Here is a 16,892-nt window from a genome sequence, read left to right on the forward strand (position 1 = left end):
CAACGGCCGAACGCGGTTATCCGCGTCCGGCCGTTGCCTTGACTACCTAGATCAGGACGCAGTCCCGTGGTTGCTCGCCGGGGCGACCGCGGGGGCCGGGGCGGGCGTGATGACGGGCTGGGTGCCCGCCGGAACCAACGCGGGCTCGCCGGCCGGTGCCGGGGCAGCCGGAGCGGCCGGAGCGGCCGGAGCAGCCGGAGCAGCGGCGGGTGCACCCTCGGCGGGCACACCCTCAACCGGCGTCAGCGCGGTCGCGGCGTTGCCTGCACCGGTGGCGGCCGGTGCCGGGGCACCCTCGGCGACCGGGGTGCCGTGCGCGACCGGGGTCGACTCGGGAGCCGGAGCACCCGGTGCCGGTGCGGCCGGAACCGCTTCGGCGTCAACCGGGGTGGCGGCCGGGGCGCCCGGAGCGGCGGCAGGCAGGTCCGCCGCGCGGCTACCTGCACCGGTGCCGGCCGGTGCGGCCGGGACGGCAGCGGGCGCGGGGGCCGGGGATGCGGCGGCCGGAGCAGCAGCCGGAGCGCCGGCAGCGGGTGCGGCGGCCGGGGCTGCAGCCGGAGCCGCGGCGGGAGCCTGACGCTTCGGGGCGTCGGCGGCCGGGCTTGCAGCGGGTGCGGCACCCTTGTCCCACGCCAGCACGTCGTGGCCACCGGCGTTGTAGACGACCGAGGTCGGCTGGTCACCGGTCACGTCGAAGTAGATCTTGCCGCTGGTCTTCTGGCCCTGTGACAGGGTGGCCGGGTTGACGCCCTGCGCGCTGGGCACCTGGAACAGCGCGCGGTAGTTCTGCCCATCGGCGGCGCGAATGTTGAAGTTGGAGACGATCGGCGTCACCGAGCCCTCGAGAGCTTCATTCGTCGCGGTGACTTCCCACAGGGTGCCGCGAGGCGTGTAGTTGATGGTGTCGGTGCTGGGCTTCAGGTCGGTGACCGTCCAGCTCTGGGTGCCGTTGTCCAGCTTGCCCTGGCCGCCGAGCGCGGCGGTGGTGACGGCGTTGTCGTCGGCGCTGGCGTCGGCGAGCGCCATCGGGGCGCTGGCGACGATGGCCGCGGCGGCAATAGCCGCAGCGGCAAAGGCCGTACTGATGTTTGACTTCTTCAAGGTGTTGACTCCTGACTGGTCCAGAAAGAGGCGGCAGGCCCCCCGGCGGTGGGACACCCACTTCATCCGAAACTATCAGCTTAAGAGGACGGTTAGGAACAGCAGTTTGCAGTTTCTGCCATCAGCGCATGGCAGAAAGGCGCGTTGACCTGGTCGCCGACGCTGGTGGTCGAATTCGAATGTGGCCGTGAACAGCCCATTCGTCCCCTCATCAAATCTCGATGAGCGGTAATGCCCGACCTACCGACAGGGACAACCGTTGACGTCCCAGCGCGGGCCAGGCCTGCACGGCGCAGAACGGCGCGCACTGGTGTTGGGCTGGTTCCGACTGCCCCGAGCGGGTGCCGACGTGTACACAGCACTGGGTCAGCCGCTCCTCGATCATCGTGGACATGTCCATGAACGGCTTGACGGTCAGCCGCACCACGCGCTCGCCGAGCAATCTGCGGATCTTGCGGCGACGGCCCGGCAGGGCCGAGGACGCCAGCGTCAACAATGTCCCCATTCCCAGGTCGCAGCTCTCACAGATGGCGCGCCAGACGTCGCCGATCTGAGGATGCGAAAGCGACGACTGCTCGGAGAGCAGTCCGAGCAGTGACTCCTGCACCGCCATGCGAAGTTGGCGGGGGATCTCCGCGTCGGCGATCCGGTTGGAGACCAGGCCCAGTTTGTCCTTGAGGCTTTCGGTACCGATGAGCGATACCAGGGAGCGCCACTGGTCGCTGTCGTCCCGGACCAGGTAGCCGACCGAACAGCAGTGCGGGTGCGAGCAGGGCAGTGCGGTCAGGTCACGCCAGGTGACGGCGCCGCCGGTTTGCGGGCCCAGCCGCTTGAGCACCCCGGTGTGGGTGAGCCGGTTCATCGGGTCGATCGCCCCCGAGCGTCCGGAGCCGAACTGCGGTTGGATGGTGAGCCCGCCGACGTAGGGAGTCTCCAGGGCGAGCCGGACCATGTCGCCGATCTCGTCGTCGTTGACGCCCAGTGCGGTCGTCATCACCAGGGTGGTGAAGATCTCGCGCTCGGAGAGTCGCTGGAGGGCTTGGCTTTTGACCCTCCGCAGATCGCCGCCGCGGTGGTGACGGTGCGCCTGTTCGGACAGCCCGTCGTATTGCAGATAGACCTCGACGCGTTCCCGGTGTTCGGTCAGGAGATCGAGTAGGCCGTCGTCGGTGGCGATGCGGACCCCGTTGCTGTTGACCAGGATTCGGGTGATCGGGCGGGCGACCAGCTGATCGAGAAGTTCGGCCAGGTTCGGGTGCAGGGTGGGTTCGCCCCCGCTGAGCATCAGGACGTCGATACGGCCGTTCTCCCGGGCCAACCGCTGGTCGACGTTGGCCAGCACGTCGGCGGTCGGCACCACATGGCGCAAATCGGGAGAGCTGTCGGTGAAACAGGTCGGGCAGCGCAGGTTGCAGGTTTCGGCGATGTCCTGCAGCAGGATGCACGTGTGCTGGGTCTGCATCTCGGGCAGGCCGCGCAGGTAGGCAGAGGGAATCGGGTCGAAGTTCCCCGCGACGTCGGGGATGTGGGCCTTGGTCGGGGCGGTCCACTCCTCCAGATAGGACAGGATCTCGGGATCCTCGTCATAGAGCGTGCTCACCAGTCCGTGTGTGCGGCAGCCGCGTTCGAGCCAGATCCGGCCCTCGCGCTCGACCAGGATGCCGGCCAGGCGCGCGACGTCGGCGAGCGGTCGCTCGGGTGCGTCGTCGTGGCATCGGGGGCAGAACGCGGTGACGTACCGGTGCAACCGGTCGCCGCGCAACCCCATTCCGGTGCTCACAGGTTGTACACCACGGGGTTGATGCCGGTGCACAGTCCGGCGGAGAACAGCGAGACCAGGGCCCAGCCGACCATCAGCCCGATACCAAGGCCCTTGGCCGTAGGGCTTTTCGACAACAACAGCAAGGTGCCACCGCCGAAGGCGATGACGGCCAACAGCACCGCGGTGCCGGCCAGGACGAGACTGGCGTCGTGTCGACTGTTGCCCTCTGCCGCGGCGGCGAGAAAACCGAGGAATCCGATCACCAGGTTGAGTGCAGCGTAGATGAACGGGCCCAGGATCACCATGGGCACCGAAATGCGGCGCGGCGGTTGCGCGGGCGGGTACTGGTAGGCGGGATAGAAAGGGGGCGGAGGTGGGGGACTGAACCCGTACGGAGGCGTGTCGTCGGATGGGCCGGGCGGTGTCGTCAAGCGGGCACCTCCTGAGTGTTGGCTGGGCTGCGATAGTACCCACGGCGGTAGCCGTACCACAGCCGAAACCCCAGGATCAGCAGCGATGGCAGTAGGAACCATTGCGGGCGGGTCAGATCCAGCCACACGGTCTCGTTGGCCCGGACGAACTCGACGAGGAAACGGAACATCGCATAGCCCGCGACGTAGAGCACGAACAGCTCACCGGGCCGGACGATCCGGGGACGCAGCCACAGCAGTACGGCGAATGCGGTGAGCTGGAAGGCGATCTCGTACAGAAACGACGGGTGCATCGCGACTCCGGCCAGACACCCCGGACATTCGGGGGTATCGGCCGGGGCGTGAATCCCCCACGGCAGGGTGGTGGGCCGTCCGGGGGCTTCGGTGAGGTAACAGCCGATGCGGCCGATCGCCATGCCGAGCGCGACCGCGGGTGCGAACAGGTCACCGGTCTTGCCCCGGTAACCGCCCAGGCGTTTGGCGATCAGCACCCCGAGATAGGCGCCGAGCAGCCCGCCGATGATGCTGCGCGAGCCGAACTGCCAGGCCTGCGCCAGGCTCGGATTGGCGCTGAAGTCCAGGTGCCGTATCCACCCGGTCAGCCTCATGCCGATGGCGCCACCGATCAACGCCCCGGCCGCAGCGACCACGGACTGCTCGTTGACCGCGCCACGCCGGCGGGCCTCGGCGAGGAACACCAGCAACGCGGCGAACACCCCGAGTGCCACGAACAGGTTGTGCACCCCGACGTTGAGAGGTCCCAGGTGCCACTGCGTAGTCACCCGCTGAACGTAACCCGTCAGCCGGCCAGTGACAGCCCCGCGGCCACGGCAAATCCCAGCACGGCCGCCAGTCCGGCGATCTCCCGGGCTTTCTCGGTGGCCTCGGGGATCATCGAGCCCACCAACATGACCAGCAGTGCTCCGGCGGCGAAACCATTGATCCCGCCCTGCAATTGGGCACCGGCGACATCCTGCAGCTGATAGCCACCCACGGTGGCCAGCGCGCAGAGTGCGGCGATCACCGCCCACCCGCCCACGATGCGGCCGGCCGGCTCACCGGCTGATCGCATGTCGCTTGCTGATCCGATGGCCTCGGGCAGGTTGGAGACGAAGATGGACACCACCAGCGCCAGGCTGACGCCGGCGCCGGTCGCGATGCCGATGCCGAGTGCGGCCTGTTCGGGAATGCCGTCGAGCAGGGCGCCGAGGAGCAGGGGTGGCCCGGCGGTCTGAGTTCCCTTGCGGCCCATCCGATCTACGGCCTTGTCCGCGAGATAGAACACCACGGCCCCGATGGCCAGGCCGAGTGCGACGGCCCACGCGCCGCTGGCCCGGAAGCCTTCCTCGGCGAGCTCGAAGGAGATGCTGGAGATGAGTGCACCGGCGCCGAAGCCGAGGACGAGGCCGACGAGGCGTTGATTCCAGTTTCGGATTACCCCGGCGACCGCACCGATCAGCAATGAGGATGCGGCGACCAGGCCCCAGACCAGCGCGGTGAGCACAGCCGCAGCATAGGCCGACGGAGGCTCAGCGCGGGGGAAGTAGAAGTGACGATAGGTGCGACGAAGCGCGAAATCGCACGGTCGATCGGTGCGATCGATGGTTTACGGCCCGTTGTTCAGGGCGGTATGGCGGGTGCTGATGGTGACCTGTCGCTGGTTGTCCGGGCGACAGGTCACCGACGGCGTCAGCGCCGCGCGTTGCAGTTCGGGGGGTTTCCGCAGTGGTGGCCACCGTCGCAGGCATTACAGCGACAGGTGCAGGATCCCTTGGTTGCCATGCGCATCGTCGTTCAACTCCTCACTGTTCGGGTGCTGTCGGCGAGCCGGCAGCAAACTCCCGAGTTGGGTCGGACATCAACATATAACGACTTCACAATAGTTCGGCCCACCGTGAAAACAAAGGATTCCGGAAACGGCGGGCCCTTTTTGCGCGAGGGTTGTTTCGGGTGCCGATTCTGCCGTCATCGGTGCGTGAAACCCCTTTGGCTGTGCCGGTTTCAGGGGCGCAGGACGTCCTTGATCGCGTCGAGCACGGCGGGATCCTCGATGGTGGACGGGACCGGCTCGTCGAGTCCGTCGGCGATACCGCGCATGGTCTTGCGCAAGATCTTGCCCGAGCGGGTCTTCGGCAACGCCGCCACGACGTCGACCTTCTTGAAAACCGCTACCGCACCGATATTCTCCCGCACCCGCGTCACCAGCTCCTCGGCGATCTTGTCGCCCGTGGCCCCGGACTTGAGCACCACGAAGCCTCGCGGCACCTGACCCTTGAGTTCGTCGGCGACGCCGATCACCGCGCATTCGGCCACGGACGGGTGGTCGGCCAGCACGGCCTCGATCGACCCGGTGGACAGCCGGTGCCCGGCAACATTGATCACGTCGTCGGTGCGGCCCATCACGAACAGGTAGTCGTCGGAGTCCAGGTAGCCGCCGTCGCCGGTGAGGTAATACCCGGTGAATGCCGACAGGTACGACGCCACGTAACGATGGTCGTCGCCCCACAGCGTTGGCAGCGTGCCTGGCGGAAGCGGCAGCTTGATGCAGATGGCGCCCTCCTCGCCGGGGTCGCACAGGGTGCCGTCCGACTGCAGGATCTGTACGTCGTAGCCGGGCATCGGCACCGTCGCCGAACCCGGTTTGATCGGCAGCACTTCCAGCCCCATCGGATTGGCGGCGATGGGCCAGCCCGTTTCGGTCTGCCACCAGTTGTCGACGATCGGGATGCCGAGCTTGCTCGCGGCCCACTGGTAGGTGTCGGGGTCGAGGCGCTCGCCGGCCTGGAACAGATACTTCAAGCCGGACAGATCGTAGTTGCCGATCTGGGTGCCTTCGGGGTCTTCCTTCTTGATCGCGCGGATCGCGGTCGGGGCGGTGAACAGCGCCTTGACGCCGTACTCGGCGGCTACCCGCCAGAATGCGCCGGCATCGGGGGTGCCGATCGGTTTACCTTCGTAGAGAACGGTTGTCGCGCCCAGGAGCAGGGGGGCGTAGACGATGTAGGAGTGCCCGACGACCCAGCCGACATCGGAGGCCGCCCAGAACACGTCGCCGGGTGCCACGTCGTAGATGTGGCGCATGCTCCACAGCAGGGCCACCGCGTGCCCGCCGTTGTCACGGACGATGCCCTTGGGTTTGCCGGTGGTGCCCGAGGTGTGCAGCACGTACAACGGGTCGGTGGCGGCCACCGGCACCGGATCAGCCGGTTGGGCGGCGGCCACCAACTGCTGCCAGTCGTGATCCCGCCCGTCGACCAATCCGCAGGGACTCTGCTCGCGCTCCAGGACGACGCAGGCCCTGGGCTTGTGCTCGGCGATGTCGAGCGCCGCATCCAGCATCGGCTTGTACTCGATGATGCGGGTGGGTTCGATACCGCAGGATGCGCTCACCACGACCACGGGGCGGGCGTCGTCGATGCGGGTGGCCAACTCGTGCGCGGCGAACCCACCGAACACCACCGAGTGCACCGCGCCGAGCCGGGCGCAGGCCAGCATCGCGATGACGGCCTCGGGGATCATCGGCATGTAGATCACGACGAGATCGCCCTTGTTCACCCCGAGCCCGCGTAGGGCGCCGGCGAACTGGGCGGTGGCGTCGCGCAACTCGCGGTAGGTGTAGGTGGCCTTGGTGCCGGTGACGGGGGAGTCGTAGATCAGTGCGGCCTGATCGCCGCGTTCGGCGACGTGGCGGTCCAGGGCGTTGGCGCACGTATTGAGCTCAGCGTCGGGGAACCAGCGGTAGAACGGCGGCCTGGAGTCGTCGAGTATGCGCTGGGGCTCGGAGGTCCAGGTCACCGCCTTGGCGGCGTCGGCCCAGAACGTGGCCGGATCGTCGAGGCTGGCGTCAAACAGGGCGCGGTAACCGGACATACCGGCACCGTAGCGTGTCCGGCCAGCCGAGATCGGTGATTTTCGCTGGTCGGTGGCCTGTCCGCGGCCGGTGGTAGCTCACGCGCGGTTATTGGTCGTCTGTTCGCCGAGGAATCGTCACTCCTGGAAGCGGTAGCCCATCCCCGCCTCGGTCAGCAGGTGCACCGGATGTGCCGGATCGTCCTCGAGCTTGCGGCGCAGTTGCGCCAGGTACACCCGCAGATAATGCGTCTCCTTGGCGTAGGCAGGCCCCCACACCTCTTTGAGCAGCTCCTCGCGGCCCACCAACTTGCCGCGGTTGCGCACCAGCATCTCCAGCATGCCCCACTCGGTGGGGGTCAGGTGTACCTCGTGGTTGTTCTTCGTCACCTTCTTAGCGGCGAGATCGACGGTGAACGAGGAGGTTTCGATGACCGGCTCATCGGTCTCGGAAGCTGCCGCTCCACGGCGCACCGCGGCGCGCAGCCGGGCCAGGAACTCATCCATGCCAAAGGGTTTGGTGACGTAGTCGTCGGCGCCGGCATCGAGGGCCTCAACCTTGTCCGATGAGTCGGTACGGGCCGAGAGCACGATCACCGGTGCCGAGAGCCAGCCGCGAAGCCCGGCCAGCACCTCGATGCCCGACATGTCCGGCAGGCCGAGATCGAGCACGATCACGTCGGGCCGGTGATCGGCGGCGATGCGAAGTCCCTGTCCGCCGTTGGTGGCGGTGTCGACCTCGTAACCGCGCACCGACAGGTTGATCCGCAACGCGCGAAGGATCTGGGGTTCGTCGTCGATCACCAGGACCCGTGTCTTGGCGGAGTTGGTGGGTGTCATACCGGTCCGTCTTTCGGTGCAGCAAGGTCGATTTCGACGGTGAGCCCACCGCCGGGGGTATCGGTCGCCGAGATGGTGCCGCCCATGGCTTCGACGAAGCCGCGCGCCACGGACAGGCCCAGACCGACACCGATGGTGGTGTTGTGATCGCCGAGTCGTTGAAACGGTGCGAAGAGTTGTTCCTCGGCGCCGCGCGGCATTCCGGGCCCTTCGTCGATCACCGCGATCAGTACCCGGTCGGCGACCTGTCCGGCGCTGACCCGGATGGGGCCACCGGGTGCATACCGCAGGGCGTTGTCGATCAGGTTGGCCAGCACCCGCTCCAACAGCCCGGCGTCGGCCATCGCAACCGCATCGCCGACCTCGACCTTGACCCGGTCCAGGCCTTCGCGGGTGAATCCGGTGGTGCCCTTGCTGATTCCGAGCAACGCGCGTTGCGCGGTTTCCTCGAGATACACGCGGCGCAGCTCGGGGCGGACCACGCCGGCCGACAGTCGGGAGGAGTCCAGCAGGTTACCGACGAGCGCGGTGAGCGCATCGACGGATTCCTCGATGGTGGCCAGCAACTCGGCGGTGTCCTCGGCCGAGAAATCGATGTCCTCGCTGCGCAGGCTCGAGGCCGCCGCCTTGGCCGCGGCCAACGGGGTGCGCAGGTCGTGGCTGACCGCCGACAGCAGTGACCGACGCAGTTCGTCGGCCTGCGCGATGGCCGCGGCCTTGCTCGCCTCTTCGGTGAGCTCGCGCTGCTTGACCAGTCCGGCAGCCTGTTTGGCGACCGCGCTGAGTACGCGGCGATCGCGGGCGGCGAGTTTCCGCCCGGCCATCAGCAGCCAGAACTCGTCGTCGCCGACTTCGATGGCGGTATCGGCGCTGTCCACCTCGGCACAGGGTTTCGGGCCGACACAGGCAACGATCTCCGCGGTGCCGCTCTGTTCCCGCAGCAGACTCACCGCGCGTTGCGAATAGGTTTCGCGGACGCGTTCCAACAGTGTGGTCAGATCGGCGCCGCGCAGCACCGACCCGGCGAACAGGGTCAGCAGTTCGGCTTCCTGTGAGGCCTTCCGGGCTTCGCGGGCCCGGCTGGCGGCGCCGTCGACCAATGCGGCGACCGCCACGGCGACCAGCAGCAGGACCACCACGGTGACTGCGCTGTCGGGTTCGGAGATGGTGAACGTGTGCCGCGGCGCCACCAGGAAGTAGTTCAACAGCAGACCGGACAGCAGGGCCGACAGCGCGGCGGGTGCCACCCCGCCGAGCAGCGCGACCACCAGCACACCGATGAAGAACAGGGCGCTCTCGCCGCTGACCCCGAGGGTCGGATCCAGCACCCCGACGATCAGCAGGCAGATCGCGGACGGAACCACCAGGGCGGCAAGCCACGACACGATATGACGCTGTGGGGGCGAGGAGGTCGCCCAGCTGAACCCGCGACGGGCCTGCTCATGGGTCACCATGTGGACGTCGATCTTGCCGGAGTGTTGCACCACCACGGCCCCGATGCCCTCGTCGAACATCCTGGCCCAGCGGGACCGCCTCGACGTGCCGAGCACCAACTGGGTGGCATTGCGTTCGCGCGCGAAATCCAGGAGCGCCGTCGGGACGTCATCGCCGACGACGGTGTGCAGGGTGGCGCCCAGGCTCAAGGCCAGCTCCCGCACCTTGCCCATCTGGGGTGCCGAGACACCCGAGAGTCCGTCTCCGCGGACGACGTGCACCACCATCAGCTCGGCACTGGATTTCGAGGCGATTCGGGATGCCCGGCGCACCAGGGTTTCCGATTCGGCACCGCCGGTGACGGCGACGACGACGCGTTCGCGGGCCTCCCACGTGTCGGTGATCTTGTTGTCGGCCCGGTACTTGGCCAGCGCGGCGTCGACCTGATCGGCCAACCACAGCAGCGCCAGCTCCCTTAGCGCGGTGAGGTTTCCGCGCCGGAAGTAGTTCGACAGTGCGGCATCGACACGCTCCGGTGCGTACACATTGCCGTGGGACAGCCTGCGGCGCAACGCCTCCGGAGTGATGTCCACTAGTTCGATCTGGTCGGCCGCCCGAACGATGTCGTCGGGAACCTTTTCCTGCTGCTCGATTCCGGTGATCTGGGTGACCACGTCGTTGAGGCTGTCCAGATGCTGGACATTCACCGTCGTGATCACGGTGATCCCGGCGGCGAGCAGTTCCTCGACGTCCTGCCAGCGTTTGGGGTTCTTGCTGCCCGGGGTGTTGGTGTGGGCGAGTTCGTCGACCAACACCACCTGGGGGTTGCGGGCCAGCACCGCTGTGACGTCGAGTTCGGGGAAGCGGCCTCCCCGGTACTCGATGTAGCGCGGCGGGACGGCCTCGATGCCTTCGAGAAGCTCGGCGGTCTTCTTGCGCCCGTGCGTTTCGACCACCGCGGCCACCACGTCGGTGCCGCGTTCGAGCCGGCGGTGGGCCTCACCGAGCATCGCGTAGGTCTTGCCGACGCCAGGAGCCGCACCCAGGTATATGCGCAGCTCACCGCGTTTGGCGGGGCTCGACGCCGGCGTGCTCACAAGACCATCATCCTCGTGCTTACAGCGCGTCGAGGGCGATGTTGAGTTCGAGCACGTTGACCCGCGGTTCGCCGAAGAAGCCCAGGGTGCGTCCGTCGGTGTGCTGCGCCACCACGGCGCGCACCAGATCGGAGTTGAGACCGCGGGCCTTGGCCACCCGATCGACCTGCAGATCGGCGTAGGCCACCGAGATGTTCGGGTCCAGGCCGCTGCCGCTGGCGGTCACCGCATCGGCCGGTACCGCCGGTTCGGCGGGTGCGCTGCCGCGGATCGGCACGATCTGGCCGAGGCTGTAATTCTCGCCGGCCTTGGCGCATTCCACCCGCACGCCCTCATAGCTGTTCAGGAACGGCACCTTGGTGGTGTCGCACGGTTCGTTGATGCTGACCACCTTTGTCGGGTGCACGACGTTTCCGCGCGTGTCGCGGGGCCCGATCACCGACAACACCGCTCCGACACCGCCTCCGGTGCAGAACGGGCGGGCGCCGTCGACGCCGTCGAGCGTGCCGACCGCTGCGCTGCGCGAGCACACCAGGGTGAGCAGGCTCAGTTTGTCGGGTTGGTCGACAACGCTTTCCGGTCCGAGGTTGCTCGCGCCGGTGGACATCGGGTCGTAGCCGTCACCGGCCATCGACGGCCGGCTCTGGAAGTACCGGGGCAGCGGATTGCCGTCGGCATCGGTGAAGGACTGACCGATCAGGCTGCTGCCGACCAGTTTTCCGTTCGCCTCGATCAGCGATCCGTCGGCATTGTCGCGCAGGCCGGGGATCTGGGCCACCAGCCAGATGAAGACCGGGTAGCCGATGCCCAGGATCACGGTGAGCACCAGCAGGGCCCGCAGGGCGGCTGCATGTTGGCGGAGCAGGTTGGCGAAGTTCATGTCACATTCCCGGGAAGAGTTGGACGACGAGGTCGATCAGCTTGATGCCGATGAACGGCGCGATGATGCCGCCGAGGCCGTAGACGTACAGGTTGCGGCTCAACAGCTTGGACGCGCTGCTGGGGGTGTATCGGACACCCTTGAGCGCCAACGGGATCAGCGCCACGATGATGATCGCGTTGAAGATCACCGCGGACAGGATCGCCGATTGCGGGCTGTGCAGCCGCATGATGTTCAGCAGGTCCAGGCCGGGAAACAGGGCCACGAACAACGCCGGGATGATCGCGAAGTACTTCGCGATGTCGTTGGCGATGGAGAACGTGGTCAGTGCGCCCCGGGTGATCAACAACTGCTTGCCGATCTCGACGATCTCGATGAGCTTGGTCGGGTCAGAGTCGAGATCGACCATGTTGCCGGCCTCTTTGGCCGCCGAGGTCCCGCTGTTCATCGCGACGCCGACATCGGCCTGGGCCAGGGCGGGGGCGTCGTTGGTGCCGTCGCCGGTCATCGCGACGAGCTTGCCGCCGGCCTGCTCCTTCTTGATCAGCGCCATCTTGTCCTCGGGCGTGGCCTCGGCGAGGAAGTCGTCCACTCCGGCCTCGTCGGCGATGGCCTTGGCCGTCAACGGATTGTCGCCGGTGATCATCACCGTGCGGATGCCCATGCGGCGCATCTCGTCGAAGCGTTCGCGCATGCCCTGTTTGACGACGTCCTTGAGATGGATGACGCCGAGCACCTCGGCATTGCCGTCCACCACATGTCCGACCACCAGCGGTGTCCCGCCGGCCGCGGAGATCCCGTCCACGATGTCACCGAGTTCGGTGGGTACCCGGCCACCTTCGGAACGCACCCATTCGGCGACCGCGCCCGCCGCGCCCTTGCGCAGCCGGTGATCGCCGGACAGATCGACGCCCGACATCCGGGTGTTGGCACTGAACTCGACCCAACGCGCGTTGTCGAGTTCGCCGGGTGTGCGGCCACGTAACCCGTGCTCCTGCTTGGCGAATACCACGATGGAGCGCCCTTCCGGGGTCTCGTCGGCCAGGCTGGACAGCTGAGCCGCATCGGCGAGTTGTTCCGGCGTGACGTTCGACAGCGGGACGAACGCGGCGGCCTGCCGGTTGCCGAGGGTGATGGTGCCGGTCTTGTCGAGCAGCAGGGTGTTGACGTCGCCGGCCGCCTCGACGGCACGGCCGGACATGGCCAGCACGTTGCGCTGCACCAACCGGTCCATGCCGGCGATACCGATCGCGCTCAGCAACGCACCGATGGTGGTGGGGATCAGACACACCAGCAGCGACACCATGACGATGCCCGAGATGCCGTCCCCGCTGAGCGCCAAGGTATCCGGCACGCCGGGGTTGTTGGCCTTGGAGAAGATCGCCAGCGGCTGCAGGGTCGCGACGGCGAAAACGAAGATGATCGTCAACGAGGCCAGCAGGATGTTCAGCGCGACTTCGTTGGGAGTCTTCTGCCGATTGGCGCCCTCGACGAGGTTGATCATCCGGTCGATGAAGCTCTCACCCGGCTTCTGGGTGATCTGCACGACGATGCGGTCGGACAGCACCGTGGTGCCGCCGGTGACGGCGCTCCGGTCGCCGCCGGACTCGCGGATGACGGGTGCCGATTCGCCGGTGATCGCCGATTCATCCACCGAGGCAATGCCTTCCACGACATCACCGTCGCCGGGGATGGCCTGGCCGGCCTCGACCACGACGAGGTCGCCCTGTTGCAGCAGCGGTGCGGCCACCTCTTCTTCGTGGCCGGGGTTGCCCGGTGCCCAGCCGGTGAGCCGCCGCGCCATGGTGGAGGTCTTGGTCTTACGCAGCGACTCGGCCTGGGCCTTGCCGCGACCTTCGGCGACGGCCTCGGCCAGGTTGGCGAAGATCACCGTCAGCCAGAGCCAGGCGACGATCAACCCGGCGAACCAGGACAAGTTCAGAATCGCGCACAGTGTTGCCGCTACCGCGCCGATCTCGACGATGAACATGACGGGGTTGCGCCACAGCGTGCGCGGGTCGAGCTTGCGCAGCGCATCGGGCGTCGAGCGCCACAGCATCTTCGGGTCCAGCAGGCCGCCTTGAATTCGATTGCCCTTTGTCACGCTGGAGTGGCTGCCGCCGACGGCAGCCACTCTGGCGTGACGCTCGGCGACGGGGGAGGAGTGAACGCTTGGCATCAGTGGATTCCTTCGGCAAGAGGCCCGAGCGCGAGCATGGGCAAGAAGGTGAGGGCGACCAGGATCAGCGTGACGCCGGCGACCATGCCGACGAACTGGGGCCGATGGGTGGGCAGGGTCCCGACCGAATCAGGTGTCTTACCCTGGCGGGCCAGCGATCCGGCGAGTGCCAGCACAAAGATGATCGGCAGGAACCGGCCGAACACCATCGCCAGGCCCAGCGCGGTGTTGTACCACTCGGTGTTGACGCTGATACCGGCGAAGGCCGAACCGTTGTTGTTGGCGGCCGAGGTGAACGCGTACAGCACCTCCGACAGTCCGTGCGGCCCGGTGTTCAGCATGCCCGCCCGTTGGCCGGGCATGGCCATGGCCACCGCGGTGCCGGTCAACACCAGCAACGGTGTGATCAGGAAATATGTTGCGGCGAGCTTGATCTCACGGGGAGTGATCTTCTTGCCGAGGTATTCCGGGGTGCGGCCCACCATCAGGCCCGCGACGAACACCGTCAGGATCGCCAGCACCAACATCCCGTACAGCCCGGAGCCGACACCGCCGGGAGCCACTTCGCCGAGCTGCATGTTGAACATCGTGATCATGCCGCCGAGGCTGGTGTAGGAGTCGTGGAAGGAGTCCACGGCGCCGGTCGATGTCAGCGTCGTCGCATCCGCGAACACCGCCGAATTGGCGATGCCGAACCGCTGCTCGACACCCTCCATCGCGGCGCCGGTGGCGGTGGGGACGGTGCCGTGGGCCTGCAGCTGGAACAGCATCATCAGGCTGACGCTGAGTGTCGCGATGACGGCCATCACCGCGGCGATCGCGTAGCCCTGCTTCACGTTGCCCACCATGCGGCCGAACGTCCGCGGCAGCGAGAACGGGATCATCAGGATCAGGAAGATCTCCACCCAGTTGGTCCAGGTGGTGGGGTTCTCGAACGGGTGCGCCGAGTTGGCGTTGAAGAAGCCGCCGCCGTTGGTGCCCAGCAGCTTGATGACTTCCTGACTGGCCACCGGTCCGCCCGGGATGGTCTGAGTGCCTCCGACGAGCGTGTTGACGACCTCGCTGTGCAGCGCGAAGTTCTGGATGGCGCCGCCGCCGATCAGGATCAGCGCGCCGACGATCGAAATCGGCAGCAGGATACGGAGATTGCCGCGAACGAGATCGACCCAGAAGTTGCCGAGGTCGCCGGTGTTGCGCCGGACCAGGCCGCGGACGAAGGCCATCGCCACAGCCATGCCGACCGCGGCAGAGACGAAGTTCTGCACCGCCAGGCCGGCCATCTGCACGAGGTGGCCCTGGGTGGATTCACCCGAATAGGCCTGCCAGTTGGTGTTGGTCACGAAGCTGATCGCGGTGTTCCAGGCCAGCGCCGGGGTCATCGGGGTGCCCGGATCGTTCAGATGCAGCGGCAGCTTGCCCTGCACCAGCTGCAGGGTGAACAGGAACAGGACGCTGATCGCGGAGAAGGCCAGCACGCTGCGGGCATAGGCGCCCCAGGTCTGTTCGGCCTTCGGATCGGCGCCGATCAGCCGGTAGATGACGCGCTCGACACGCGAATGCTTCTCGGCTGTGTAGACGCGGTACATGTAGTCGCCGAGCGGGACGTGGACGGCCGCCACCGCGGCGATGAGGACGGCGAGAAAGACGATTCCCGCGGTGGTAGTGGTCACTAGAACCTCTCCGGAAACAGCAGCGCCGCGAAGAGAAACAGCGCGATGAGGATCGCCAGGCCCAGGCCGATGACGTTTTCGTAGCTCACAGTCCCTCGACCAACTTCTGCACCAGGCCCAGCAGCGCAAAGATCGCCACTGTCAGCACCAGATAGAGCAGGACAGACATGCCGTCTCCGTTCGAAGACACGTTTACGGGCCTCCGGATTTCGGCGGCCTTTCCCAGGATCTGTCCAGGTAGCAGCCATGACCGGGGCCTTGACGGTTTCTTTACGCCCGAGGCGCAGTCCTTAACGGTCTTTGGACAACGGGTGCTGGTGGTATGACGCGGTCCAGCCTGTGGGAACGAGGCGGCAACCCTGTACAGCGGCCCCGGACCGGACATAAATTGAGCCGTGGGCCCACAACGGCCCGAGAGCCGGCACCACGTCCAGTCAGCGCCGAAAGCGTCGCTGAAGGTTCTCGTTGTCGGCGCAGGGGTGGGTGGTATCTCCATCGCCCGCGGATTGTTGCGCGACGGGCACGACGTGACGGTGTTTGAGCAGCGCCCGGAGGTGCGGGCCGGCGGCGGTGCCGTCACCATCTGGTCGAACGGTGAAACTGTGCTGCAGCAACTCGGCGTCGAAATGGCGGGCGCCGGCCAGGAGCTGACCACCGTCCGGGTGGTGACCTCCACGGGTCGCCCGATGACCACCCTCGACGTGGCCGCGATCGTGAACCGGATGGGTGCGCCGGTCCGGATGGTTCCGCGTCGGGTTCTGCTCGAACGTCTGCTGGAAGGGTTTCCGGCTGAACGGATTCGGTGTGGCGCGCAGGTGGTCGGCGTCGGGACCGGCAGTGGGATGCGGGTCGATTTCGCCGACGGCCGTTGTGTGGAGGGAGATCTGGTGATCGGCGCGGACGGCCTGCACTCGAAGATCCGCGAGATCGTCGGTGCGCCAACCGCGGTGCCGACGGGCTGGTGCAGTTGGCAAGGGCTGGCCGCGCTTCCGGAGGGGGCCGATCGGCACGTCGCCTTCGTCATCGTCGGCGAGCACGGAAACCTCGGCCTCTGGCCGGCCGGAGACACCGAGGTGCAGTGGTGGTTCGACCTGCCGTGGTCGCCGGACTTCGTCAGGCCCGAACGCCCGATCGAGGTGATCCGCGCCAATTTCACCGGATGGTCCGACCTGGTTGATCGAGTACTCGCGACATTGACCGACGATGACCTGGCGCATTCGCCCTATCCGCATTTCCGTCATCCCGTTCCCGGGCCGGGGCGCGGCGCGTTGACGTTGCTGGGCGATGCGGCGCACACCATGCCACCAACCCTGGCGCAGGGAACCAACCAGGCGCTGCTCGACACGATGGTGTTGTGCAAGGCGATTTCTGACTTCCATCACCGTGCCGACGGCGATCTCTCTGCTGCCCTGCGCTGGTACGAGAACAGCCGTCGCCGTCGGGTCGCGGCGGTGTCCCGGGTGGCCTCGCTGCAGGTGTCGCACGGTGAGGCCGTACTGCGGCCGGCGGCGATGGTTCCGAACCGGATGATGACGTGGGTGTTGGCGACCTTCCTGCGGGTGGTGAGCCACCGCCGGATGGCCGCGGGAATCAGTCGGGAGCTCGCCGCGGCGAGCTCCGCCGGCAGTGACCATGCCCGCTGAGACCGT

Annotated in this window: 14 protein-coding genes; 1 reads left to right on the top strand and 13 read right to left on the bottom strand. The window is 67.2% G+C overall.

The annotated features are described in order from the left end of the window. Window positions 1-51: 51 nt before the first annotated feature. From G6N44_RS23440 to G6N44_RS23500, 13 genes are all read right to left on the bottom strand, one after another. A complete protein-coding gene (locus tag G6N44_RS23440; RefSeq protein ID WP_179964432.1) occupies window positions 52-1,101 on the bottom strand; it encodes an MPT63 family protein in 1,050 nt (349 codons plus the stop codon). A gap of 211 nt (window positions 1,102-1,312) precedes the next feature. Next, a complete protein-coding gene (locus G6N44_RS23445) occupies window positions 1,313-2,869 on the bottom strand; it encodes a radical SAM protein (RefSeq protein ID WP_163670291.1) in 1,557 nt (518 codons plus the stop codon). A gap of 8 nt (window positions 2,870-2,877) precedes the next feature. Then, window positions 2,878-3,294: a hypothetical protein gene (locus tag G6N44_RS23450; RefSeq protein ID WP_235682856.1), complete on the bottom strand. Its 417-nt coding sequence runs from the start codon at window positions 3,292-3,294 to the stop codon at window positions 2,878-2,880. After that, on the bottom strand, window positions 3,291-4,076 hold the full coding sequence (locus tag G6N44_RS23455; RefSeq protein WP_163668191.1) for a prolipoprotein diacylglyceryl transferase: 786 nt from the start codon (window positions 4,074-4,076) through the stop codon (window positions 3,291-3,293). The genes G6N44_RS23450 and G6N44_RS23455 overlap by 4 nt, the downstream gene beginning before the upstream one ends. 17 nt (window positions 4,077-4,093) lie before the next feature. After that, on the bottom strand, window positions 4,094-4,798 hold the full coding sequence (locus G6N44_RS23460) for a ZIP family metal transporter (RefSeq protein WP_163668192.1): 705 nt from the start codon (window positions 4,796-4,798) through the stop codon (window positions 4,094-4,096). A gap of 497 nt (window positions 4,799-5,295) precedes the next feature. Continuing rightward, complete coding sequence (locus tag G6N44_RS23465; protein WP_163668193.1) at window positions 5,296-7,164, bottom strand: propionyl-CoA synthetase; 1,869 nt, start codon at window positions 7,162-7,164, stop codon at window positions 5,296-5,298. A gap of 117 nt (window positions 7,165-7,281) precedes the next feature. Next, window positions 7,282-7,983 (bottom strand): response regulator, encoded by a 702-nt coding sequence (locus G6N44_RS23470; protein ID WP_163668194.1) that lies wholly within the window; start codon window positions 7,981-7,983, stop codon window positions 7,282-7,284. Then, window positions 7,980-10,514 (bottom strand): DUF4118 domain-containing protein, encoded by a 2,535-nt coding sequence (locus G6N44_RS23475; protein ID WP_163668195.1) that lies wholly within the window; start codon window positions 10,512-10,514, stop codon window positions 7,980-7,982. The genes G6N44_RS23470 and G6N44_RS23475 overlap by 4 nt, the downstream gene beginning before the upstream one ends. A 19-nt stretch (window positions 10,515-10,533) precedes the next feature. Next, window positions 10,534-11,394 (bottom strand): potassium-transporting ATPase subunit C, encoded by an 861-nt coding sequence (locus tag G6N44_RS23480; protein WP_163668196.1) that lies wholly within the window; start codon window positions 11,392-11,394, stop codon window positions 10,534-10,536. Window position 11,395: 1 nt separating this feature from the next. Next, window positions 11,396-13,453 carry a potassium-transporting ATPase subunit KdpB gene (kdpB, locus tag G6N44_RS23485; RefSeq protein WP_235683119.1) on the bottom strand — a complete coding sequence of 686 codons (2,058 nt, stop codon included), beginning with the start codon at window positions 13,451-13,453 and terminating at the stop codon, window positions 11,396-11,398. A 119-nt stretch (window positions 13,454-13,572) separates the two neighbouring features. Next, window positions 13,573-15,243, bottom strand: coding sequence for a potassium-transporting ATPase subunit KdpA (gene kdpA / locus G6N44_RS23490; protein WP_163668198.1), 1,671 nt, complete (start codon window positions 15,241-15,243; stop codon window positions 13,573-13,575). Then, window positions 15,243-15,332, bottom strand: coding sequence for a potassium-transporting ATPase subunit F (locus G6N44_RS23495; protein WP_163668199.1), 90 nt, complete (start codon window positions 15,330-15,332; stop codon window positions 15,243-15,245). The genes kdpA and G6N44_RS23495 overlap by 1 nt, the downstream gene beginning before the upstream one ends. After that, window positions 15,329-15,433, bottom strand: a complete 105-nt coding sequence (locus G6N44_RS23500; RefSeq protein ID WP_220099787.1) for a potassium-transporting ATPase — start codon at window positions 15,431-15,433, stop codon at window positions 15,329-15,331. Before G6N44_RS23500 ends, G6N44_RS23495 begins: the two co-directional genes overlap by 4 nt. A 262-nt stretch (window positions 15,434-15,695) precedes the next feature. Here G6N44_RS23500 and G6N44_RS23505 point away from each other — a divergent pair, with 262 nt between their 5' ends. Next, window positions 15,696-16,886 carry an FAD-dependent oxidoreductase gene (locus G6N44_RS23505; RefSeq protein ID WP_163670294.1) on the top strand — a complete coding sequence of 397 codons (1,191 nt, stop codon included), beginning with the start codon at window positions 15,696-15,698 and terminating at the stop codon, window positions 16,884-16,886. Window positions 16,887-16,892 lie beyond the last annotated feature (6 nt).

Source organism: Mycolicibacterium alvei (genome assembly GCF_010727325.1).
Taxonomy (GTDB): Bacteria; Actinomycetota; Actinomycetes; order Mycobacteriales; family Mycobacteriaceae; genus Mycobacterium; species Mycobacterium alvei.